Below are 24,929 nucleotides of genomic sequence, written 5' to 3'. Positions count from 1 at the left end.
TCCATCTCCTTTTATTTGTAAATCGGAATGATTCTGTAAATATATGAATTTACATTCATGTGTTTACAGAATCATATTAACTCACTGTATGAGTTTTGTCAAGACAAGATGCTTCTTATTCAAATGGACTACTATTGCTGATACAAAAGTCTTAATTTTGTCTATAAACAAAAAACTAGCATCGTTTTACTCATGTGGTATTATATATATGAATGGAAAATCATGTGAGAGGAATAAGAGCATATGGATACATCAACAACTTCGCCAATCAATAAAGAGAAGATCCAATCAATAAGCAAAGTATTCAAAGTGATTAGTGACCCTACACGCTTGTCAATTCTCTTTCTTTTACAGAAAGAAGAGCTCAGTGTTGGAAACATTGTGCTTGCATTGGATAAGGAACAGTCCGCGATTTCACACCAACTAAAAATATTGAAAGATTCACGTTTAGTGAAGGCAAGAAGAGAAGGGAAAAGCATGGTTTACAGTCTTGATGATCTTCATGTTTTCAGTATTCTCGAACAAGTCTTAACTCATATCAATGAACAAGAACAATAAAAGCTAATAAGGTATAAAACTAAATGGAGGTTTTTAAAATGTCAAAATCAGATAAAAATCATAATCACTCGCATCAGGATCAATCGAAAAAAAATATTAAAATTGCTTTTTTCACCAACTTTATTTTCTCCATAAGTGAATTTTTCTTTGGGTTTCTTTTCAATAGTGTGTCCATTATGTCTGACGCCGTTCATGATTTAGGGGACTCTATTTCAATTGGATTCGCTTGGTTTTTTCAAGGTTATTCAGAGAAAAAACAAGATGAACGGTTCACCTTTGGCTATAACCGATTTTCTTTACTGGGCGCGCTGATAACTGGCGTTGTGCTAATTAGTGGCTCGTTCTTTATGATCTATCGTAGTGTGCCACGTTTGCTTGACCCACAACCCGTAAATTATAGTGGCATGTTCTGGCTTTCTCTCGTAGCTATTGCATTGAATGGATATGCTGCTTGGATTTTAAGCAAAGGCACATCCAAAAATGAGGGTATGTTGAACCTCCATATGCTGGAAGACGTATTAGGGTGGATTGGAGTCTTGATTGTGAGTATTCTAATGAACTTTACCGAGGCATATCGTCTGGATCCAATCTTATCGATTTTGATAGCACTCTATATCCTCTATAAAACTGTACCTGAATTTTTCAGTACAATGAAAATTTTATTGAACGGTTCGCCGGAAAATGTAAACGTAGAGAACCTGGCGAACTCCATTAACAATATTCCTGCTGTAAAGGACCTCTCTCATTTTCACATTTGGTCACTGGACGGAGAAGAAAATGCCCTTATCGTTACGGTTCTTATAGACTCTTCCGATATAAACAAGACTAGGGAAATCAAAGAAGAAATTGCAGAGCTTGCCCATACATCGGGTGTAAAGGATCATATCACAATAGAAATAACTACAAGTAAAGACGAACTGGAAAAAGGGTATGCTTATGGCAGTTAAAGTATTTATATATTGAAAAAAGGACTATTTTAGAATCAAAAAAGGCAGCTTCCCACATCGAAGCGACACCAAAGGCACCCATCGCAATCCCGATATCTGAACGGGCCAGTACGGGCGTATCATAGATACCGTAAGGGATTTTATTCTTTATTTAAAACTTTGCAACAGAACCGTTTGGCGAATTAGCGGTAAAAAAAACGTATCTGAGGTTTATAGTGGACCCAAAAAGTTAGACTAAATTTTATGAGAGTTGACCGATTGGTCAGCTCTTTTTTAATACATGCAATTTGGCTTAATTCCTTTTGTCGACAATACTTCTCATAAATTTCAATCTGTCAAGAGTAGTAGCGGAGCGACTCTTGATAGATTGAAACTTTATGTGAAACTATGAAAAGACAATGGAATTAGTATATTGGCTGCGATACTGGACGGGGCTTAGCCATCCTAGTTTCTCTTTAATTCGTTCTTCATTATAATAGTTGATATATTTGGTAATTGATTCAGCCAATTCTTCAAAACTATGATAAGTTTGACCATAATACATTTCTTGTTTGAGTATACTAAAGAAATTTTCCATTGGGGAATTGTCATAACAATTCTCTTTTCTAGACATACTTTGGAAGATACCATTATCTTTTAAAGTTTTTGAATACCGTTTCATTTGATAAGCCCAGCCTTGGTCTGAATGAAAAGTTCTTCTGAATATGCAATCATCTGTACGTTCTATAGCTGCCTTCAAAGCTTCCATCATACTTTCACCGTTAGGCCGTTTTGTTATTTGAAAACTGATGATTTCGCTATTGAATAAATCCATATAAGGATCTAAATAAAGTCTGCCTGTCTGAGTGTTGCCTAACTGGTCTATATAATAGTATTTGAATTCAGTTGTATCAGTCGTAATTTTTTGATGTGGAACTGATGTGTTAAAACGTCGTTTTAAACGATTTGATGCTACTTTCCCTACAGTTCCCTTATAAGACTTATACTTTCTGCTTTTGTGTGAGAAGGCAGTTACAAGAATGCCTAATTCACGCATTAAGCGTAATACTTTCTTCCGATTTATATGATAACCTAATTTTTTTAACTCGGGAGTCAGTCTTTTATACCCATAATCCTTATTTTTCTCTCTTAGTTCTAGTAAAGCATCTTTGTAAACTTTATCCTTGTCTGGGCGTTTAGTGGATAGGTTACACTGAGTTGGACAGAAAAGATAAGGTGTGTATACTAAAAGAAACACACTGGAGGAATCTATCATGTCAACGCGCAGAAAGAGACGCAGTTACTCAGATGAATTTAAACATCAAATCGTAGACCTACACAAAGCAGGAAAACCAAGAAATGAAATCATTTCAGAATATGAACTAACCCCTTCCACTTTCGACCGCTGGGTCCGCGAGAATACTGAATCGGGTTCTTTCAAAGTTCAGGACAATCTGACCCCTGAACAAAAAGAACTGAGAGCTTTAAAGAAGCGAAATGCTCAATTGGAAATGGAAAATGATATTTTAAAGCAAGCGGCGCTGATATTCGGGCGAAGGTCGAAGTAATCAAAGCAAACAAACATAAGTATTCTATATCAGCGATGTGCCGTGCCCTCAAAATTAACAGAGGATCTTATTATTATGAAGCCAAAAAGAAAGAAAGTGAATCAGAACTCGAACAAGCAATCATTGAAGAATTCGCAAGAAGTAATAATGCGTTCGGCACGCGGAAATTGAAACCTGTACTTGAAAAGAGAGGTTTTACTGTCTCTCGCCGTCGTATCGGTCGTATAATGAAAAAATTCCATCTCGTCTCAAAATATAACCGGCCGTCTTACAAACCCCAGAGAACCGGTGTTAATCAAGCTAGAATCGAAAACATCCTGAACCGTGAGTTCTCACAAGAAGAGCCGATGAAAGTGATCGTCACGGATTTGACTTACGTCAAAGTAGCTACTAAGTGGTTTTATGTATGTTTTATCCTTGATTTATTTAATCGTGAAATCATTGGTTATTCCGCTGGACCGCATAAGACCGCTGACTTAGTCATGCAGGCCCTGGCGACAGTTAAGGGCGATCTACATATGGTGAACACTTTTCATACCGATCGAGGAAAAGAATTTGATAACCATACGATCGATGAATTATTGGATACCTTTGACATTGAACGCTCGTTAAGTAGAAAAGGAAATCCGTATGACAATGCCGTAGCGGAATCGACATATAAATCGTTTAAGTTTGAATTTGTCTACGACAATCGATTCGATACACTCTATGAACTGCAGGTCCAACTTATGGACTACGTCCATTGGTGGAATAATTTCCGTCCGCATGGCGCACTAAACTACGAATCTCCCATAGACTATCGTAAAACTTGGGAAGAAGAACAGTCTGAAAATGGAAGAGATAAGTCATTCGTCTATCGGTCGGCCACTGAGTCAAAACAGTATGAGGCCAGGACGGAAAGGGTGGTCTTGCCCTTGTAGTCGTGGACACAGACTGTTACATTAATTAGCCGATCGATTGAACGAAAGGCTTCCGCCATTCGGTTGAGAGAGGCAAAAAGAACGTGAACTTAATTATCTTTTACACTTTATATTTTCTGTTCAATAATGTGTTGACATTCCACATGGGCTTGACTGAACTTGTAAAAGAAGTACTTTAAAAACAATTAAAATTAGTGGGCATTAATAAGGGATTTATAGGTGATCTAAGGGATAATTTGTTGTCTTTGGTTTCTAAATTAATCTACGTGTTTATTATGGTATCGCTTTTTAAATATTGATGAGATAATAAAAACAGTGATAAGTCTTCATTTGTAATTGATAAAAATCAAAGTGCTTGACAATGATAAGGGGTAATTATAAACTACATGTAAGTTCATTCAATTACATTCGTAAACAAAGGTAGTATTACCAAAAGGAGAGAAATCGTATGAAAAAAACAATTATAAGTAGTCTTTTATCTGTAGCATTATTAAGTTCTTATCCACTAGTGAATAAGGTAGGCGCGAATACACTTGATGATGCAGATAATGCTGCTCAAACTGGCTCGAAAACGGTGGCTAGCGAAACAACGGATAAATCTCAAACAGGCCACGAAGGTATGGAACATGATGAATCTGGGGAAATTCCAGAAGGATTGGCAGAGGCAGAAAATCCAACTTATCCAGAAGGAAGCGAAGTAACGATTCAAACCGATCACATGCCAGGAATGATGGGAGCTACAGGTGAGGTTGTAGGTGCCTTTGATTCAATTGCCTATGAAATCACCTATAACGATACCAAAACAGGAGAGGAAGTCGCCAATCACAAATGGGTTGTACACGAGGAAGTTGAAAATGCCCAAGACGAGCCTTACCAAGCAGGTGACGAAGTCGTTCTAGAAGCTTCCCATATGCCCGGTATGCAAGGGGTGACCGCAACTATTGATTCGGTAGAAGACACCACTGTTTATATGGTCACGTACACGGATACAGAAACAGGCGATACTGTTGAAAATCATAAATGGCTAGTAGAAGAAGAATTAGGGGAAGAAGTACAAGACTCAAGCCAATTTTGGAGAGCGCGTACAGTAGAAGAAGTACAAGCAGATGTTTCCCAATACGATACATTAGAAGAACTTCAAAATTACGAAGTGGTTTGGGGAGATACTCTCTGGGCGATTTCTCAAAGTACTAATTTTTCAGTAGACGATTTAACTGAAGCATTTAATATTAAAAACGCTGATTTAATATTTGCTAACTATACACTTGAAAATCAACCATCATTAGAAGATAGCTATGAGAACCAGATAATTAGTGAGTCCAAAAAAACAAGAGATATGGATAATATGGGAGATATGGATAATATGGGAGATATGAAGCATGATGAGTCGGGAGAAATTACAGAAGGCTTGGAAGAAGCTGAAAATCCGATGTACGAAGTAGGAGAATCTGTTATTCTTCAGCGCGATCATATGCCTGGAATGGAAGGTGCCGAAGCAACTGTTTCTGGCGTATTTGCTACGACGGTTTATGAAGTTTCTTTCAATCCAACCAATGGTGGAGAACGAGTGGAAAATCATCGCTGGGTTATCCACGAAGACATTTCTGAGTCAACCAAAGGCGCATTTGAACCTGGAGAAGAAGTGACATTAGAAGCCGACCATATGGAAGGTATGGAAGGAGCAACTGCAATAATTGATGACGCTGTAACTACGAATGTTTATATGGTGGATTACCAACCAACAGATGGCGGAGCAGTTGTTCGTAATCATAAATGGTTTGTTGAAGAGGAACTAGGTCAAGAATAATAATCCAAAAAATGTGCGATCAATTAAATATAGAAAAAATCCCTGTATATGAGAAGACTTAGTGATACCTTCTTTTGTATAGGGATTTTATGTTCCTTGTTAAATTAAAATATATATCAATAACAATATCAGAAGAAATTATTATAATTGGCTTGTTCATTTTTATAACCTCTATAAGATATTTTAAGAATCTAGAAAACTTGTCAGAGTAAGATCATAAAAAAATGCTATTTCAAAAAAACTCTTGACAGCTATCATTTACTAATGTAAACTAAAGTCAACTTATGGTTTACACGAGTAGACGTAGAGGAGGGGTTAATGTTAAACTTTGGCTGCTAATTAAGGATAACCAGCACATATTCATTAAGAAAAATAGTACATAATTAAAAAATTAAATGGAGGAATATAATGACTACTAAAATAGCAATTAATGGGTTTGGTCGTATTGGACGCTTAGCATTTCGCCGTATTAAAGAGTTGAGGGACTCAGAACTACAGGTTGTTGCAGTAAATGATTTAACAAATAATGAGGATTTAGCCTACTCTTTAAAATACGATACTGCCTATGGGATTTTCCCTTATGATATCGAGGTAAGAGGCGATTCAATTCTGGTTGATGGCAAAGAAGTTAAAACATTCGAAGAAAAGGATGCCAAAAAACTACCATGGTCCGATTTGGACATTGATATCGTTTTGGAATGTACAGGCTTCTACACAACTAATGAAAAAGCACAGGCACACATAGACGCTGGAGCTAAAAAAGTAATTATTTCAGCACCAACTAAAGATGAAGAAACGAAAGTCGTTGTCTTTGGTGTCAACCAAGAAATTTTGAGTCCAAGTGACAAAATTATTTCCGCCGCTTCCTGTACGACAAATGGTTTAGCCTTAATGACAAAAATATTAGTGGACGAGTTTGGGATTCAACGAGGCCTGATGTCAGGATCGCGTGCCTATACAGCGACACAAAACATGCAAGATGCTCCCGGGGGACGTAAAAGTCGCGCAGGTGCTCAAAATGTTATTCCTGTTACGACTGGCGCTGCCAACGCATTAGGAAAAGTCATTCCAGAGGTTAAAGGGATCATTACGGGTACCACCACACGGGTTCCTGTCATTACTGCGGGCTTTGTAGAACTGTTCTCGGTGTTGGATAGAGAGGTAACCGTTGATCAGATTAACGAAGTGATGAAGGCAGCCGCGAATGATTCATATGGGTACACTGAGGATGAAATTGTTTCCTCCGATGTCGTGGGGACTACACATGGATCCGTTTTTGATGCAACGTTAACAGAAGTATTAGATGCAAATGGGGGACAATTGGTTAAAACAGTTGCTTGGTACGATAACGAACATGGTTTTGTTTCTAATTTGGTGCGTTTAACAGAATATGTTTCTCGATTAAATAAATAATTAAAAAATATGCATAAGGAGAAGATAAATTATGAATAAGACAACTGGGCAATGGTTAGGATGGATTGGAATTCTTGTAGGGATAATCGCTTTCTTTTGGCAACCGGTATGGATGGGAGTAGCTGCAGTCGTTCTAGGAATCATCGGGCTATTTTCCCCACAGAAAGGACTCAACTGGACAGCGATTATTATTGGGGCAATTGCGTTAGCCCTGCCACTTTTATAATCAGAAAATGTAATAACAGCGATAATAGGCAAAGAAGACCTGTTATTTAGAATGTTTACCCCTTGAGCCTGTAAGGCTCAAATTTGTAATAAAAATGAAATCGGCGGTATAGGATGAAAATTTTTAATAAACTAATTAGTGAAGGATAACTATGGGAATTTCAGAAAATCTATGGAGGGGAATTTATCAATGAATCAAGAACATTTTGATACTATAAAGAATAAAGACGGCTTTATCGCGGCACTTGATCAAAGCGGTGGTAGTACACCAGAAGCTCTGAATGCTTATGGGGTCAGTGAAGACCAGTATTCAAATGACGATGAAATGTTTGATCTTGTTCACAAAATGCGTACACGAATCATCACATCTCCATCTTTTACTCCGGATAAAATTATTGGCGCGATTTTATTTGAACATACGATGAATAATAGGATAGAAGGTCAGTATGCTGGAGATTATTTAAGCAATAAAGGAATTGTTCCGTTTATTAAAATAGATCAAGGACTTGCAGATGAAGAACATGGCGTACAATTAATGAAGCCAATTCCAGGACTTAATAATTTACTTAAACAAGCAAAAGAACAAAATATGTTTGGTACAAAAATGCGTTCAAACATTCTTTCATATAATGAAAAAGGCATCGATGATGCAGTCACCCAGCAGTTTCAAGTTGCTCAAGAAATAATTGATGCTGGCTTAGTTCCTATCGTTGAACCTGAAGTGAATATTCATTCTGAAGATAAAGAACAAATTGAGGAATATTTAAAACAATCCATTAAAAACCATTTAGATGCATTAGCTACTGATGATTATGTGATGTTGAAATTAACTATCCCAACGAAAGCTAATTTATATCAAGAATTAGCCGATCATTCACAAGTTTTACGTGTTGTTGCTTTATCAGGTGGTTATGAAAGAGACGAAGCGAACGAAATACTTAGTCAAAATGACAATGTTATAGCAAGTTTTTCACGGGCGCTTACGCAGGACTTATCTGTTAATCAAAGTGATGCAGACTTTGATGCAAAACTAAAAGAAGCAGTGGATTCTATTTATGAAGCTTCTGTTGTAAAAAACTAAATCTTTGCAAAAAAACTTACAATATTCATATACCAGAACTTACATTCGAGTTATAGTATAGACAGAGAGTAGCATATCATTCTCCTAGATTTTAAGATGGTACTCCCCAATGAGCTACTCATACAATTATAGTCCGATAAAGACGTAAAAAGGCAGGGCTCTCACCTTGCTTTTTTGTGTTTAAAGCTGAAATAGTTTGTAGATGAATAATTTGCGATGCTGTGACCCCTTGAGCCTGTTAGGCTCAAATTTGTAATCAAAATGAAATCGGGGGATAGAAAACCCGTACAGTGGGATGTCTATCCGCCGACACTCTGAAAAAGCTTATTTTCGGTGCTTTTTTAAAAGAGAAGTGTCCGACGATCTAATCCCTAATTAATGAACTAAAACACAATCCATATTTTCGTCAGGCGTGTCGCATCGAAACGAAAGTTAAAAAGTTATAAAAAACCTGAATAATTCATAGCTCTATAATTTAAGCTGGTTTCTTGAATAAATTAATCGTTCTTGGAAAAATTGGGAATTTTTCTACAAAATAGTGCGTTCTCGAAGTAGATTTTAACTAAATGAACCTTCTTACGATTCTCTTGTTTGTTTGAAGGCATACTTCTCCCTTGTAGACGATTGATTCAAAAAATTAACGTGATGACTGATTTAAATCCATTGACTGGATCGCCGTAGGCGCTCGAAGACCCTATAGAATTCAGTTTGATACACATGATAACTCGACAATTTTAGATAGGCTCGTCTGCCTGTTTGCACAAGTTTGCCAGCGACTTTAAGGAATGTTAGTCGGATGGAATGAATAGTCATCCCTTGGTTCTTTTTATCAAAGCCGATAGTCTTTAGACAGTTGATGAGGTTGTATGCAAGCAGACTAATCATCATTCTGACATAATTTTCTAAGAAGCGTGGACTATCTGTTTTATCGAAATAAAAGCCACCTTTCGCTTCTTTGATGAAATTCTCCATTGTCCCTCGCTTGCCGTAAAGAGAGAATATGACTTCAGGTGAGACATTATCGGATAGATTAGTCACAATGAATGCGTGTTGAAAGAGGAGTTCTCCTGCTTCACGGATTGATCGAATACAGACACGACGGGGTTTCGACCATGATTGTGCTTGATAAGGCATTGAAAAATACTGAACTTCCCGATCTTCCCATTTTTGGTTATCCCCGTAAAGAACGGATTGCTCAGCTAATTGACTTAACCTCCGATTGTTCTTTAATCGGATCACATACTGACTTTCATTTTCTTCACAAGACTCATACACCTCTGGTGTTGCGAAGCCGCTGTCCCCACGAACCAATATGTCAGTATTCGGTATCGATTCATTGTAGTGGTGTAACAATGGGTCGATAAAGGCTTTCACCCCTTTAGATGTGTACTGATTACCTGAACGCAGTTCAGCTTTTAAGAAATCTCCAGTCAGTCCGTCAAAGGCAACTAATGGGTGGTAACCGTAGGTTTGATAATGTGCATTATAATCTGTTAGTTCTTGATGGCCAAAGGTATCTGAATGAGTGGAATCGAGATCAATGATTAACTCGGTGTCATTGCGAATCAAACGCGCTTTATCAATGAGTGACTGATTTAATGATTGTAATTGACCCACATTTTCCGTGGTGAAACGATCCAGAAACCGTGAAATTGACGATTGTGAGGCTAATTGTTTTCTGCCTAACACCATTTGAAAGACTGGATCCTGTCGTAACAGATTAGCCGACGAGTCTGCCGAATAACCAGCAATCAATTGCATAATGAGCTGTTCTAATATCGCTAAATTATCATGCGTGTAGTAAGCACGGTTATCTTTAATGTCCAGAAGTGATTTTGCCAAATCAGAAAACTTGAAGGTATCCATTACTTCTTTAACTAAGACTAAACCCGAATCACTCGATAAGCGACCACCTGTATGCGAAATGATGATGTTTGAATTGAATTTTACCTGGTTTTTGTGTAAGCTAATCATGAAGAGAACTCCTTTCTTATGGTTAGTTTAGACACCTTTACCATATCAGAATGGGGTTCTTTTTTCATCACTTAACAGGTGAAAATGAAAAAGTAAATTTAAGCTGCCGTTAGGCAGTTGGCACATGTTTCAACGAAAAGTATGAATTATTCAGGAAAAAACTTAAGGAAATAATCAAGAGGAATAAAACCATGTTTGCTGATTTGGACGAGATTGATAAAGATATGATCATTGACTATACAATAGCTGGGATTATAGCTGTATATCAAACTTGGTTTAGAAACAATCAGAACGTGTCTATTGATGAGATTTCAGTTAAACTTTCTGAACTTTCTGCAAATGGATTCAATTATTTCATTAAAGGCTAATGTGAGAAGAGAAAAGAGGTAAGATGATGTCAGAATTTATTTTAAGTTCTTGTTCGACTGCAGACTTAACAGAAAAGCACTTCAACAGTCGTGGTATAAATTATGTTTGTTTTCATTTTATGGTAGATGGAAAAGAATATAAAGATGATCTTGGTAAGTCGATTTCATATGACGATTTTTATAAAGCAATGAGTAATGGGGCTGAGACGAAAACATCACAAGTAAATGTAGGAGAGTTTGTAGATTACTTTTCTTCGTTTCTGAAAGAAGGGAAGGATATTTTACACGTATCACTGTCTTCAGGATTATCTGGAGTATATAATTCAGCGTGTGCAGCAAAGCAACTATTGGAAGCGGAATATCCGGATCGAAAAATATACATCGTTGACTCTCTTGCGGCATCGTCTGGTTATGGTTTATTGATGGATAAACTGGCAGATCTAAGGGACGACGGATACACACTTGAACAGTTGTATGACTGGGTAGAAAATAACAAACTGAATCTACATCATTGGTTTTTTTCGACTGATTTATCTTTTTATGTTAAAGGAGGAAGAATCTCAAAGACATCTGGATTTGTTGGAACAACATTTAAAATCTGTCCATTGTTAAATATGGATGAAAATGGAAAATTAACTCCTCAACAAAAAGTAAGAGGTAAGAGACGTGTAATTAGTTTAATTGTAGATAAAATGAAAAATCATGCTATTAAAGATCTTGAATATTCTGATAAATGTTATATATCTCATTCTGCTTTTAATACTGAAGCTCAAGAAGTCGCGAGATTAATCGAGGAATCATTTCCCAACTTGAAGAACAAGGTTGAAATAAATAATGTTGGAACTACAATAGGTTCACATACCGGTCCAGGAACTGTGGCACTCTTCTTCTGGGGAGACTCAAGAAAAAATAGATGAAACCTTTAAACTTCCCACTTCACATATTATTTTGCATCGATAGCTAAGCTACAACACACATAGAGTGCGTGGTTTCGATACGTCGGGACGATACCTAGAAATCCTTAGATTCCAGCACTTTGAGCGATTTATCACGTTCATTGATACTAAGGACAAAAGTCTTTATAAAGAGATCAAAAACCGGGTGCTGGTGTCAGTAGTGATCGAGGTCGTATAAGGGGACACGTTATTACATGCTGGCAAACAAAATTAACCGTTCACCGAAGTAAAAAGAAACTAGATCCACAGCACATACTATTTTGAGTTGCAAAAAGGAAAATATCATGGACACACTGGCTTGATGATGCATGATACCGCTCCAACTCAACGGAATTATTATGTCCTAGGGAACTATGAATACGACACCGATTATTATCGAGCTCAATGAATCTGAGGATATTCTGACGAATAGTATCGGTGGTATAATAAAAAATAAGTGAGTACGGCGACTAGTTTCGTCCAGTAAATGCGGAATAGTCGTCCACTGAATGCGAAAGTTGTCGTCCATTCCGCTAATTGATTGAAGAGAATAAGAAATTAATCAAAACAGAGCCCAATATGAGCTCTGTTTTTCATCTTAAAATAAATTAATAGATTATTCGTATTCCTTCATAGCTTGTTCAAGGAACTTAGTGGCTAAATTAACCATTTCATCAGCCGAAGGCTGCTTTTCGTCCTCTAAGTAATAAGGTAGGAGTAACGAGGATAGATTTAAATCGATATCTTCTGGAAGGTATCGTCGAAAATAAAAAAAGAGCGATACGAGTTTCAACTTCAATCGGAATCATTTCATGCCCTCCAAACCGTGACGCTCTCGCATGGATACTTCACCATCAACTATGATTTGGTGAGAATTGTGCTTGATTCGATCCAGAATCGCATCGGCTAGTTGAGTGTGTTTGATTTTTTCATGCCAACCTTCAGGTGAAAATGAAAAAGTAAATTTAAGCTGCCGTTAGGCAGTTGGCACATGTTTCAACGAAAAGTATGAATTATTCAGGAAAAATAATACATCACAAATTATTCATTTACATAAACTCTTGACAATAATCGTTTACTAGTGTAAACTCTATTTAACATTAATGCTTACGAGCGTAAACGAAAGAGGGAGAGAATATGAGTACTATAGCTGGAGACCTTCATATAACCGATGCTGAATGGGAAGTTATGCGAGTAGTCTGGGCGAATGGTCGAGTGACTAGTAAAGAAGTCATTTCTATATTGGAAGAGAAAATGGACTGGAAACAAGCGACAACCAAAACGCTCTTAGGTCGACTCGTGGAAAAAGGCGCACTGAATACAGAACAAGAAGGTAGAAAATATATTTATTCGGCAAATATCGAAGAGAAAGAAGCGGTAAGAAGTTTTACAAACGATATTTTCGATCGTATTTGTCGGAAGAATGTCGGGAATGTAATAGAGAGTATCATTAAGGATCATACTTTAAGTTTCGATGATATCCAACGGCTAGAAGAAATATTAGAGATGAAAAAAGCTTTTGCAGTAGAAGAAGTTGATTGTCAGTGTGCAGAAGGGCAATGCGATTGCCATTTACATCATCATGGAGAATAAGGAGCGAAAAAATTGGAGAATAAATCATTTGCCATAGAAGGTATGACCTGTGCGTCTTGTGCACAGACAGTAGAAAAAGCAGCAAAAAAGGTTCGTGGGGTCACACAGGCTTCCGTAAACCTAGCAACAGAGAAGTTAAGTATAGAGTACGATGAAGCAACTTTTTCGGTAGAAAATCTACAAAAAGCAGTGGATAATTCAGGGTATGAACTGATTGCCCAAGAAGGAACGACGCAAACCTTTGCAATTGAAGGGATGACCTGTGCATCCTGTGCACAGACAATTGAAAAAGCCGTCGGAAAGTTGTCGGGCGTAGATAAAGCTTCCGTCAATTTAGCGACAGAAAAAATGCAAGTTTCCTATAACCCGTCGGCAATTTCAGTATCTGATGTGACTGGTGCTGTATCCAATAGTGGTTATGCAGCCGTATTAGAGACTACGGATACTCAAGATAATTCACGAGCAGAGAAGCGTGAGAAAAAAGAAAAAAGATTGAAGCAACTTTTTAATCGTTTTTGGATATCCATTATACTTACAATCCCTTTATTAATTATATCCATGGGTCATATGGTCGGTATGCCTCTACCAAATATCGTTGACCCAATGATAAATGCATTTAATTTTTCTCTTTTACAACTTATTCTGACTTTGCCGATAATGGTAGTAAGCTGGGAATATTTCCAGAAGGGATTTAAAAGTTTATTTAAAGGTCACCCAAATATGGATTCCCTGATTGCGCTTGGTACGGCGGCTGCATTTGTTTACAGCCTTGCTGCGACAATCGGGACAGGCCTGGGTTACGGCAACTTTTCCGATTTACTTTATTATGAAGTAACTGGAGTTATCTTGGCGCTCCATACATTAGGGCTATTTTTAGAAGACCGCTCAAAGGGGCAAATGTCCTCAGCTATTGAAAAATTAATTAACTTGGCTCCTAAAACAGCTCGAGTAATACGTAATGGTGTGGAACAAGAGATTACTGTGGACGAAGTTGCTTTAGGAGATGTTATTCGAGTTCGTCCGGGAGAAAGTATGCCTGTAGATGGTGTTGTTGTTGAGGGACGCACTTCAGTCGATGAATCAATGCTGACAGGAGAAAGTATCCCCGTGGAAAAGGAAAGTGGAGACGAGGTTATTGGGGCTAGTATCAATAAAAATGGTTCCATTGATTACCGAGCGACTCGAGTGGGAAGTGACACAACTCTATCTCAAATCATAAAATTAGTAGAAGATGCTCAAGGGTCTAAAGCACCCATTGCTCGAATGGCCGATATCATTACCGGATACTTCGTACCGATTGTTATAGCATTAGCCGTTTTAGCAGGGTTTGCTTGGTTAATTGCAGGTCAATCTGGAATATTTGTTTTATCCGTTATCATAACAACCCTTGTCATTGCTTGTCCATGTGCCTTAGGTTTGGCGACTCCAACAGGTATTATGGTTGGAACCGGAAAAGGGGCAGAACATGGTGTCTTGATAAAAAGTGGTGAGGCGTTAGAAACCACTCATAATTTAGACACGATTGTATTTGATAAAACAGGGACACTGACAGAAGGTAAACCTATCGTGACAGATATTTTGGTAACTCCTCTTATTACTAAAGAAAATCTTTTATATTATGCAGCTTCCGGTGAAACAGGTTCTGAACACCCATTAGGTGAAGCCATCGTACAGAAATCAAAAGAAGAGAACATGACATTAGCTAAACCAGATCATTTTGAAGCGATTCCAGGACACGGGATTCGAGTTGAAATTGAGGGCAAAGATATGTACATTGGAAACCGTAAACTGATGCTAGAGCAAAAGATTGATTTATCAAGTGTGGAAAAAGAATCCGATCGTTTAGCAGACGAAGGAAAAACACCGATGTATCTCTCTGTTGATGGAGAACTAGCTGGAATTATCGCAGTAGCTGACACACTCAAGGAAAATAGTATGAAGGCTGTTAAAGAACTTAGAAGACGCGGTGTTGAAGTAATCATGATTACTGGAGATAACAAACGTACAGCCAAAGCGATTGCTAAGCAAGTGGGTATAGACAGTGTATTAAGTGAAGTATTACCTGAAGATAAAGCAGAGGAAGTCAAAAAACTACAAGAGGCAGGCAAGAAGGTAGCGATGGTTGGAGACGGCATTAACGATGCACCCGCATTAGCTCAAGCAGATATCGGTATTGCAGTTGGATCAGGTACAGACGTGGCGATTGAATCGGCTGATATTGTCCTTATGCGTAATGATTTAACCGCTGTATTGACTGCGATTGATTTAAGTCATGCAACGCTACGAAACATTAAACAAAACTTGTTCTGGGCTTTTGCTTACAATATTGTGGGTATTCCAGTTGCGATGGGTCTCTTGTATATTTTCGGCGGACCATTGATGAGTCCAATGTTTGCGGCAGCCGCAATGAGTTTCAGTTCGGTGTCTGTGTTACTAAACGCCTTACGCTTGAAACGATTTAAACCTTCGGCTGTTAAGTGAAACAACTGTTAAAGGATGACAAAGATGAGACCTAGGTTGATTATTGAAGGGATTGGTTGTGTTAAGTGCGCCGAAGCAATAGAAGAGGAGCTTATGGCCAAATCGACCGTTGAAAAAATATTTAGCGGAATACACAAAAAAATGATTTTCGTCCATATAAGTAAGAATGTCACGCGAAAAAGTTTCCTTTCTTCGCTGATGGACGTGCCTCTGTTATTAAAGGGAATCATTGAAGCGGCTCACTGTCACTGTTGTAGAGAAATCCACTTTGACTTTCCGGCCGGTTAATTGTTTATTGGATTTATTTTTGACCTTCTTCGATTTGAAGAAGATAAAAAAATTAAAAGAAAAAGGAGAATGAATGATGAAAAAAGAAGTATTGATTGAAGGTATGAAATGTGAAGGTTGTGCGAACACGGTGCAAGAAAGATTTGCGGAAATTGAGGGAGTAGAATCTGTAAAAATCGATTTGGCTAATAAAAAAGCCACGATCGAAAGCCAATCCGAAATCTTAGAAAATAGATTTGTCGCTGCGCTAGCCGATACGAAATATTCGTTAGTGAAATAGAAACGAACTATAATTAGTGCGAATGTCACACGTATATTCATTTACAAGCTGTCAGCTAATTCCTCCTAGGTATTGATACCTAGGAGGAATTAGCGAAATAGACAGCTCTTTTTGTTGATTTTACTAGGTTATCGTTTATGTTTCCTCTAAATAGCTAGTATAATGTATTTAAGAGAAAAGAGCGGATAAGATGCAGTTAACGAAAACGATTAAAGTGCAATTATACCCAAGTGCTAGTGATATTGAAAAGTTCGAAGAAACTCAACAACAGTTTTTAAACGCTTGTAATTTTGTTTCGACATATATCTTTGACCATGACTTTGAATTAGGTCAAACGACTTTGCACAACGCCTTGTATCATCAGATACGTCAGGATTTTGGGCTGCAATCTCAAATGGCCCAGTCCGTGATGCGTACGGTAATCGCGAGATATAAGACCGTGAAAACACAGTTTATACAAAAACCTAAGCGTTATAAAGATATCCATACAGGTAAATATCATACCCTATATAAAGACCTTTACCATTTAACGAAACCCCTAGGGTTTAAGCAACCAGTCGCTGTGTTCGTACGTAATCGTAACTACGCTTATCACCAAAACAATACCTATTCACTGACGACCAATCAAGGACGAATTAAAGTGTCTTGTGATAAGCAACATATCGCTTATCTTCAACAATTTAGCCAGAATGCTTACAAGTTCGGTCAAGCTGAATTACGCTGTCGTAAGGGTAAGTGGTTCTTACACGTGTCCGCAAGTAAAGAGATAGACAGCTCAGATGAAACGAATATTCAACGTATTGAAGGCATTGACCGTGGTTTAAGACAGATACTAACTATTGCGGATGATACAGCTCATACTACCTTCTATTCGGGTAAAAGCTTGATGAAGAAAAGACGGCGTTTTAAGGAATTGCGCCAGTCCTTACAAGCGAAGAACACCAAATCAATTCGTAGACGCCTTAAAACAATTGAAAGACGAGAGAACCGCTGGATGAATGATGTGAACCATCAATTATCAAAGACACTCGTTGACCGATACGGGGCCAATACCTTGTTTGTGGTGGAAGATCTTACGAACGTTACTTTTAACACGACTCACCACCGTAAGCAAGATGCACGGTATGAACACCATTCTTGGCGATTCTTCGATTTTGAAGAAAAGTTAATGTATAAAGCTTTAGAAAGTGGTTCGCAAGTTTTAAAAGTATCCGCACAATTTACGTCCCAACGTTGTCCGAAATGCGAATCAATTGATAGAGCTAATAGACAACAAGATAAGCACTTGTTTACTTGTCAAAATTGTGGGTATCAATCAAATGATGACCGTGTGGCAGCTATCAACATTCAAGAATTGGGTCACCGATATCTGTCGAGTGAGAAAAACCCGCGGTTTGAAAAAGTTGTGCCAATACAAAATTATTAAACGTAAAACAATATTCGGTAAGTGTCTACAGACCGCTTACTGATGGGGTGCCAGTCAACCATCCCTTAGTGTCTTTAAACGGTTGGAGATATTATATCGTTTGTACAACCACCATGTTTAGGACAAACTCTCTGTTTTAACAGAGAGTAGTTGATAAGACGGACCTCACATTTTTGGTTCTATAATAAATAGTGTTGGTGAGATTTCATGTTGAATCTCATTGACACTATTTTTGTGTACGCAAAAAGGACATGATATCCTTAATGCATGTAAACCACTACGAATACAGAAAGAAGGAAAAATCATGTCCCATACATCTATTATAAAACAACTTTGCGGTATTTACGACAATAATATTGATATTACAATACCAAAATCTATGCATCTGTTGCCACTTGAAAAGTATCATGAAATAAATCATTTTGTTTTACATGGGGTTCTTACATACAAGCCTAAGGCTTGTATGCACTGTGGTGTAAAGAATACTGGTAATCAAGATACCATCAAACATGGCTTTAAACCAGCTATCATTCGATTACCGAACACAGCTACTAATCCTGTTTTACTTAAATTACAGAAGCAACGCTTTTATTGTAAACACTGTGCACAAACTTTTATCGCTACTATTTAGCCAGTAATAGTAGCCGCTTTTACTTACCCCTGCAAGGTCGTATAAATGATTCACCATTCCAGCAAGTTGATTCTCACGAATAATTTGGTTAATTAATCTAAAGCGTTCTTGTTTACTTAAGTCGTTTCTTTTGTCGTTTTTCACGCTCCTCTCGTGCTGTTCTAATTTTTTTACTAGTTCAAGATTCCCCTCTAGATAGGCTATACGGGCATTTGCTTTGTCTAGCGCCTCTTGTAACGATAATTGTTCTCTTGGTCAATAGGGACCATTATTTTTTGAACCACGATTCTCTTGTAACAATACATCTTCTCCATGATCTTTATATAATCTTTTCCAACGTGATAGTGATTGATCGGATTTTCCTTTTCCGATTAAATGAGAAGGAAGTCCAGCAAGTTCAAATATCTGAGTAGATTTCATGCCTTGTTTGCTTTGTTTAATGGCCTTTATTTTGAATTCTGATGAATAGGTAATACTTTTCTCTGTCACACTTTTCACATTAGGATTGTTTCTTAAAGCTTGAATCTCAGCTTGGCTATATATCTTTTTACTCATCCTGTCCACTCCCTTCTGTATAACTCAAATAGAGTATACCGAAAATTTTGCATAAAAATAACCCGAAAACTTACAACACTCTTTTTTTTGAGTGTTCAGTTTTCGGGTTGAGATTCAACCTGGCTGACGCAAGCCATTAAAAAAAGGGGCAAAGCCCCTTAAACCCCTTATTTTCAAAAAAAGTGGGATCGTTATATGAGAATGTTTGAAAATCTAAGTAATCTCGGATAAATTTCTGCATTTACTAGCATGCTAACGCATGGTCAAGGGTTAACACCCTTAACAAACCCCTGAAATACGCTCAGAAGAAAATTAAAGGGTATAGGTAACATGTTTTGCTTATTTAGCTATAATTTTATCTAATATGATTTAAATCACACTAACTACCTTTTAAATCGAAATTTTAGGGGGTTATAGGCGTTTTAAAACTGTTATAAGGTATTTTTTATGCAAACATATCTAAAAAGCCATGAACACCTCTTAATTTACGAATTTTTATCATTTTTATTTGTTGTCGTTATCCTTTAAAAAATAAGAACAAACTAATACTATTACCACAAGAAATATTACATTAGCCAACATTGAATCCACTGGAGAATAGAGATTAAAAAGATACTGATATATGGCTACTATAAAACCTTAAATTAAACTTTTAACAACATTGTTCTTCAGCATACACTGACCCACTAATACCCCTGATAAACCCATTCAAAACGCAGCCGTTTTGATCCCATTTTTAGGCAAGATCAAGCAGTTTTTTTCGTCGTTTGTGTCGAACAAAGTAGAGCTCACTAAACAAAAAAGAACTATTGACGTGATTTGTTTACCTGAATAGGCTGCGAGCATACAAAGGAATACAATCGTAAACTAACGTAAGATTTAGATTCGACCTATCGAATTGGGCTTTCGATGAAACAAATTCTAAATTTATGATAAAGAATGTCTTTGAAGAACAACGAATTTTTTGTTCTTAACTAAGGATTAAAAAGCTTGACAATTATATTTTATAACTATAGTATATAATCATTAAGAAGATTACAGTTGTAGCCAAGATAAAAAAAAGAAGGAATGGGATTAAATGACTACTAAAATAGCAATTAATGGGTTTGGTCGTATTGGACGCTTAGCATTTCGCCGTATTAAAGAGTTGAGGGACTCAGAACTACAGGTTGTTGCAGTAAATGATTTAACAAATAATGAGGATTTAGCCTACTCTTTAAAATACGATACTGCCTATGGGATTTTCCCTTATGATATCGAGGTAAGAGGCGATTCAATTCTGGTTGATGGCAAAGAAGTTAAAACATTCGAAGAAAAGGATGCCAAAAAACTACCATGGTCCGATTTGGACATTGATATCGTTTTGGAATGTACAGGCTTCTACACAACTAATGAAAAAGCACAGGCACACATAGACGCTGGAGCTAAAAAAGTAATTATTTCAGCACCAACTAAAGATGAAGAAACGAAAGTCGTTGTCTTTGGTGTAAACCAAGAAATTTTGAGTCCAAGTGACAAAATTATTTCCGCCGCTTCCTGTACGACAAATGGTTTAGCCTTAATGACAAAAGTATTAGTGGACGAGTTTGGGATTCAACGAGGCCTGATGACAGGATCGCGTGCCTATACAGCGACACAAAACATGCAAGATGCTCCCGGGGGACGTAAAAGTCGCGCAGGTGCTCAAAATGTTATTCCTGTTACGACTGGCGCTGCCAACGCATTAGGAAAAGTCATTCCAGAGGTTAAAGGGATCATTACGGGTACCACCACACGGGTTCCTGTCATTACTGCGGGCTTTGTAGAACTGTTCTCGGTGTTGGATAGAGAGGTAACCGTTGATCAGATTAACGAAGTGATGAAGGCAGCCGCGAATGATTCATATGGGTACACTGAGGATGAAATTGTTTCCTCCGATGTCGTGGGGACTACACATGGATCCGTTTTTGATGCAACGTTAACAGAAGTATTAGATGCAAATGGGGGACAATTGGTTAAAACAGTTGCTTGGTACGATAACGAATATGGCTTTGTAAGCAATATGATCCGTCTTGTAGAACACTTTTCGAAGTTGGTTTAACTCCTTATTCATCTGATTCCTGGTATTTATATGGAAGGTACGTGTATCATCTAAAGGTAGATAGGTATTTTTAATGCTTTATATGAGACGCAATAAAAATTCCTTGACAACCATAGTTTACGAGTGTAGACTACGGTTGTGGGTTACTTTTGTAAACGCAAAAGGGAAGTGAGAAATAATGGTTTAGTAGAAGATGCTCAAGGGTCTAAATTACCCATTGCTCGAATGGCCGATATCATTACTGGATATTTCGTACCGATTGTTATAGCATTAGATGTATCTCTCTGTTGATGGAGAACTAGCTGTAATTATCGCAGTAGCTGACACACTCAAGGAAAATAGTATGAAGGCTGCTAAAGAACTTAGAAGACGCGGTGTTGAAGTAATCATGATTACTGGAGATAACAAACGTACAGCCAAAGCGATTGCTAAGCAAGTGGGTATAGACAGTGTATTAAGTGAAGTATTACCTGAAGATAAAAAAAGGGGAATAGAATAATGAAAAAAGAAGTCTTATTAGATGGCGTAAAATGTGCAGGTTGTGCGAACACGGTACAAGAAAGATTTTCAGCTATTGAAGGGGTTGAATCTGTAGAGGTTGATTTAGCGACTAAAAAAGCAGTACTTGAAAGTCAAACAGAGATTGATACCGAAACGCTCAATGCTGCTTTAGCAGAAACTAACTATTCAGTATTAAGTGCATAAAGTACGAATACCATTTATTCATAGATAGTAGATAGAGATAAAGTATAGAACCCTTTTCATGAGAATTATATGCAGTGTTAGATGAGAGGGTTCTAAAACTTTAAAATCAGTCTCTAATATAATAAGGAGGAATTAAAAATGAGCAATAACAAAAAACATTCGTCACATAGTCATCATAATCACGGCGACATGGATCACTCAAAACACGACCATAATGAAATGGAACATCACGGGGGGCATCACGATCATCATGCTGGTCATGACCACAGTGGGCATGGCGCAATGGGAGGGCATGCCCACCACCATCACGGTAGCTTTAAGGAGATTTTCTTGAAGTCACTCCCATTAGGAATTGCAATCTTACTCATTACTCCTATGATGGATATTCAGTTGCCTTTCCAAATTATCTTTCCTTATGCAGACGTTGTAGCAGCTGTATTGGCAACAATTCTATACATTTATGGCGGAAAACCATTCTACATGGGTGCGAAAGATGAGTTTAATTCAAAAGCTCCAGGCATGATGTCCTTGATTACTTTGGGAATAACGGTTTCTTATGCCTATAGTGTTTACGCAGTGGCCGCTCGATATGTAACTGGAGAACATGTCATGGACTTCTTCTTTGAGTTTACAACGTTAATTTTAATCATGTTATTAGGACACTGGATTGAAATGAAGGCATTGGGTGAAGCAGGGGACGCGCAAAAAGCATTGGCTGAGTTGGTGCCGAAAGATGCTCATGTTGTTTTAGAAGACGATTCGATTGAGACTCGTCCTGTGTCTGACCTTCAGGTTGGAGATGTTATCCGTGTTCAAGCAGGAGAAAATGTTCCAGCTGATGGTATCATTATTCGCGGAGAATCCCGTGTAAACGAGGCCCTCTTAACAGGTGAATCTAAGCCAATCGAAAAGAATGTTAAAGATCAAGTCATTGGTGGATCAACAAATGGTAGTGGTATCCTATATGTAGAAGTAACAGAAACAGGGGATAAGTCCTTTATCTCACAAGTACAAACATTAATTAGCCAAGCACAAAGCCAACCATCTCGAGCAGAGAATGTGGCTCACAAAGTAGCTAGCTGGTTGTTCTACGTTGCCGTTGTAGTATCTTTAATCGCTCTAATAGTCTGGATGATCATTGCGGACCTACCCACAGCCGTTATCTTTACTGTGACTACGTTAGTTATTGCCTGCCCACATGCTTTGGGTCTTGCTATTCCCTTGGTAGTATCACGTAGTACTAGTTTGGGTGCAAGCCGAGGATTACTGGTTAAAAATAGAGAAGCTTTGGAAGCAACTACTAAAGCGGATGTTATGGTATTGGATAAAACAGGTACTTTAACAACTGGTGAATTTAAAGTGTTGGACGTCACTGTTTTGAGTGATAAATATTCTGAAGAAGAAATTACAGGCTTGTTGGCGGGTATAGAGGCGGGCTCCAGTCACCCGATTGCCCAATCGATTGTGAACCACGCTGAAGCGAAAGGCATTAAGTCAGTTTCCTTTGACTCCATTGAAATCGTTTCGGGAGCAGGAATAGAAGGGGAGGCGAACGGCCACCACTATCAATTAATCAGCCAAAAGGCATACGGAAAAGCATTGCGTATGGATACTCCGAAAGGCGCTACTTTAAGTATCCTTGTAGAAAATAATGAAGCAATCGGCGCTGTCGCATTGGGAGATGAACTGAAAGAAACCAGCAGAAACTTGATCGAGGCACTGAAAAATTACGGAATTGAACCACTCATGGCTACTGGTGATAACGAGGAAGCTGCACAAGGAGTTGCAGAAATTCTAGGGATTCAATATAGAGCCAATCAATCTCCAGAAGATAAATATAATTTAGTAGAATCAATGAAAAATCAAGGTAAAATAGTCATCATGGTGGGAGACGGCGTTAATGACGCTCCGTCTCTAGCGATGGCAGATGTGGGTATAGCAATTGGTGCCGGCACACAAGTAGCTTTGGATTCTGCGGATGTTATCCTTACTCAGTCTGATCCAGGGGATATTGAATCCTTTATCGAGTTAGCAAACAAGACAACAAGTAAAATGAAACAAAATCTGGTATGGGGAGCAGGGTATAACTTTATCGCAATCCCAATAGCTGCAGGAATACTAGCACCAATTGGCATTACCTTGAGTCCGGCCTTCGGCGCCGTCCTCATGTCCTTATCGACCGTTATTGTTGCCATCAATGCTATGACATTGAAATTAGAGCCGAAATAAAACGAAGCAGGAACGAAAAAAGCACTGGCTGGTTTGACCCCCTTCCAGAATCGGGTCAGACCAGCCAGTATGCTGTATAAGGAAAATTATATTGGTGTCTTTTAACGCCTAAATTATTTGTGATTTAATGATATAAAATCCTGATTATTCTAAAAAAGGGACAGTGATAGAAAAATGGCTATATCTATTAAAGTGGATGAGGCAGTACAGGAATGGATGAAGAAGAAAGGTCGTACGATAATAACTGTTTCACTTAGAGCAACTCGCACTTGTTGCGTGGGTGCAGTAGATGTGGATATTTCATATAAAAACCCTCAAAATAACAACTACATATTGATTCAACACAATGGCCTTTTTATTTATCTTGATAAAAGCTTACCTTTGAGGAAGAACGAGCTACATTTATCTATGATGGGCAAATCTATTTTTTCCTCTATACATATAGAGGGCTTAATGGTTCAGTGATACTTTACTGATATCCAGCGATGCAAAAATAATATGTAGAGGCTATTCCATCTAAGTGAATCCACGACTTTTAAATCACTAACAAATACGCTTGGAAAATAAGTAATAAGTTTTCAAAATTTGAAATTTTGATGATACGACTGAGTACATCTTGTTTCTTTTTAATGTTGGTTCTGACACTACAATTATAGAGTGATTTCTAGGTGTAATCTTTTTGTTTAATCAACTTAATAGCACAATTAATTCTTTTGATAAAAATACTTGTAATAAATTCGTACGCAGAGAAACCAGTGTAAAAGAGGCTGGGACAAAAGGTCTCTCAAAAAAATACACTCCCAAAACTATGGCTCTTCGTCAAATAGGACTGATGAGTAATATCTGCCAGGTAATCATTAGATTACCTGGTTTTTTTATACTCTTT

19 protein-coding genes and 3 pseudogenes are annotated in these 24,929 nt (G+C 37.7%); 18 read left to right on the top strand and 4 right to left on the bottom strand.

The genetic code is table 11. The features are described 5' to 3' along the window. The first annotated feature begins 243 nt into the window (after positions 1–243). Positions 244–558 carry an ArsR/SmtB family transcription factor gene (locus tag AWM76_RS08645; RefSeq protein WP_003143660.1) on the top strand — a complete coding sequence of 105 codons (315 nt, stop codon included), beginning with the start codon at positions 244–246 and terminating at the stop codon, positions 556–558. 38 nt (positions 559–596) lie between these two features. After that, positions 597–1,505 (top strand): cation diffusion facilitator family transporter, encoded by a 909-nt coding sequence (locus tag AWM76_RS08640; protein WP_060779399.1) that lies wholly within the window; start codon positions 597–599, stop codon positions 1,503–1,505. Between the two features lie 385 nt (positions 1,506–1,890). Here AWM76_RS08640 and AWM76_RS08635 read toward each other — a convergent pair whose 3' ends face one another. Beyond that, positions 1,891–2,742 (bottom strand): IS3 family transposase, encoded by an 852-nt coding sequence (locus AWM76_RS08635; protein WP_060779417.1) that lies wholly within the window; start codon positions 2,740–2,742, stop codon positions 1,891–1,893. 16 nt (positions 2,743–2,758) lie between these two features. On the opposite strand from AWM76_RS08635, the gene AWM76_RS10570 reads away from it, so the two are divergent. From AWM76_RS10570 to AWM76_RS08605, 5 genes are all read left to right on the top strand, one after another. Next, positions 2,759–3,972, top strand: a protein-coding gene (locus AWM76_RS10570; RefSeq protein WP_235585488.1) for an IS3 family transposase whose coding sequence is annotated in 2 segments (ribosomal slippage) — positions 2,759–3,044 and positions 3,044–3,972 — 1,215 coding nt in all. Because the reading frame shifts where the segments join, the coding sequence is not laid out codon by codon here. 448 nt (positions 3,973–4,420) lie between these two features. Next, complete coding sequence (locus tag AWM76_RS10730) at positions 4,421–5,779, top strand: DUF1541 domain-containing protein (protein WP_003143498.1); 1,359 nt, start codon at positions 4,421–4,423, stop codon at positions 5,777–5,779. 408 nt (positions 5,780–6,187) lie between these two features. Then, complete coding sequence (gene gap / locus AWM76_RS08615) at positions 6,188–7,192, top strand: type I glyceraldehyde-3-phosphate dehydrogenase (protein ID WP_060779398.1); 1,005 nt, start codon at positions 6,188–6,190, stop codon at positions 7,190–7,192. 31 nt (positions 7,193–7,223) lie between these two features. Next, positions 7,224–7,418: a hypothetical protein gene (locus tag AWM76_RS08610; protein ID WP_003141178.1), complete on the top strand. Its 195-nt coding sequence runs from the start codon at positions 7,224–7,226 to the stop codon at positions 7,416–7,418. A 189-nt stretch (positions 7,419–7,607) separates the two neighbouring features. Further along, positions 7,608–8,498 carry a fructose bisphosphate aldolase gene (locus AWM76_RS08605; RefSeq protein WP_039934709.1) on the top strand — a complete coding sequence of 297 codons (891 nt, stop codon included), beginning with the start codon at positions 7,608–7,610 and terminating at the stop codon, positions 8,496–8,498. A gap of 654 nt (positions 8,499–9,152) precedes the next feature. On the opposite strand, the gene AWM76_RS08600 is transcribed toward AWM76_RS08605, so the two are convergent. Beyond that, positions 9,153–10,472, bottom strand: coding sequence for an IS1380 family transposase (locus tag AWM76_RS08600; RefSeq protein ID WP_005232990.1), 1,320 nt, complete (start codon positions 10,470–10,472; stop codon positions 9,153–9,155). Between the two features lie 152 nt (positions 10,473–10,624). On the opposite strand from AWM76_RS08600, the pseudogene AWM76_RS10835 reads away from it, so the two are divergent. Beyond that, positions 10,625–10,840, top strand: a pseudogene (locus AWM76_RS10835) (TetR-like C-terminal domain-containing protein); the annotation flags it as partial. A gap of 26 nt (positions 10,841–10,866) precedes the next feature. Further along, positions 10,867–11,757, top strand: a complete 891-nt coding sequence (locus AWM76_RS08595) for a DegV family protein (RefSeq protein ID WP_039935896.1) — start codon at positions 10,867–10,869, stop codon at positions 11,755–11,757. 823 nt (positions 11,758–12,580) lie between these two features. On the opposite strand, the pseudogene AWM76_RS10560 reads toward AWM76_RS08595, so the two are convergent. Then, positions 12,581–12,712: pseudogene (locus tag AWM76_RS10560) on the bottom strand (ATP-binding protein); the annotation flags it as partial. A gap of 200 nt (positions 12,713–12,912) precedes the next feature. Between AWM76_RS10560 and tcrY the strand changes: the two are divergent. The 5 genes from tcrY to AWM76_RS08560 all read left to right on the top strand — a co-directional run bounded on the left by tcrY (position 12,913) and on the right by AWM76_RS08560 (position 18,474). Beyond that, a complete protein-coding gene (tcrY, locus tag AWM76_RS08585) occupies positions 12,913–13,368 on the top strand; it encodes a copper-responsive transcriptional repressor TcrY (RefSeq protein WP_004262479.1) in 456 nt (151 codons plus the stop codon). Between the two features lie 12 nt (positions 13,369–13,380). Beyond that, a complete protein-coding gene (locus tag AWM76_RS08580; protein WP_004262484.1) occupies positions 13,381–15,849 on the top strand; it encodes a heavy metal translocating P-type ATPase in 2,469 nt (822 codons plus the stop codon). Positions 15,850–16,213: 364 nt separating this feature from the next. Next, positions 16,214–16,417, top strand: coding sequence for a heavy-metal-associated domain-containing protein (locus tag AWM76_RS08570; RefSeq protein WP_039935897.1), 204 nt, complete (start codon positions 16,214–16,216; stop codon positions 16,415–16,417). A gap of 190 nt (positions 16,418–16,607) precedes the next feature. Then, a complete protein-coding gene (locus AWM76_RS08565) occupies positions 16,608–17,843 on the top strand; it encodes an RNA-guided endonuclease TnpB family protein (RefSeq protein WP_060779397.1) in 1,236 nt (411 codons plus the stop codon). Between the two features lie 304 nt (positions 17,844–18,147). Beyond that, on the top strand, positions 18,148–18,474 hold the full coding sequence (locus AWM76_RS08560) for a transposase family protein (protein WP_060779396.1): 327 nt from the start codon (positions 18,148–18,150) through the stop codon (positions 18,472–18,474). Positions 18,475–18,729: 255 nt separating this feature from the next. On the opposite strand, the gene AWM76_RS10915 is transcribed toward AWM76_RS08560, so the two are convergent. Beyond that, entirely contained in the window at positions 18,730–19,029 is a 300-nt protein-coding gene (locus AWM76_RS10915; RefSeq protein WP_060779395.1) for a helix-turn-helix domain-containing protein, read from the bottom strand. A 1,078-nt stretch (positions 19,030–20,107) separates the two neighbouring features. Here AWM76_RS10915 and gap (AWM76_RS08550) point away from each other — a divergent pair. The 4 genes and pseudogenes from gap (AWM76_RS08550) to AWM76_RS08535 all read left to right on the top strand — a co-directional run bounded on the left by gap (AWM76_RS08550) (position 20,108) and on the right by AWM76_RS08535 (position 24,043). Next, complete coding sequence (gene gap / locus AWM76_RS08550; protein WP_060779394.1) at positions 20,108–21,109, top strand: type I glyceraldehyde-3-phosphate dehydrogenase; 1,002 nt, start codon at positions 20,108–20,110, stop codon at positions 21,107–21,109. Positions 21,110–21,383: 274 nt separating this feature from the next. Next, positions 21,384–21,605, top strand: a pseudogene (locus AWM76_RS08545) (HAD family hydrolase); the annotation flags it as partial. A gap of 2 nt (positions 21,606–21,607) precedes the next feature. Then, complete coding sequence (gene tcrZ / locus AWM76_RS08540) at positions 21,608–21,814, top strand: copper chaperone TcrZ (RefSeq protein ID WP_002294571.1); 207 nt, start codon at positions 21,608–21,610, stop codon at positions 21,812–21,814. Positions 21,815–21,952: 138 nt separating this feature from the next. Then, on the top strand, positions 21,953–24,043 hold the full coding sequence (locus tag AWM76_RS08535) for a heavy metal translocating P-type ATPase (RefSeq protein WP_003143289.1): 2,091 nt from the start codon (positions 21,953–21,955) through the stop codon (positions 24,041–24,043). Positions 24,044–24,929 lie beyond the last annotated feature (886 nt).

The sequence above is a fragment of the Aerococcus viridans genome, from assembly GCF_001543285.1.
In the GTDB taxonomy this organism is placed as follows: Bacteria; Bacillota; Bacilli; order Lactobacillales; family Aerococcaceae; genus Aerococcus; species Aerococcus viridans.
The sequence above is the reverse complement of the archived record's forward strand: the minus strand, read 5'-3'. Positions and strand labels throughout refer to the sequence as shown.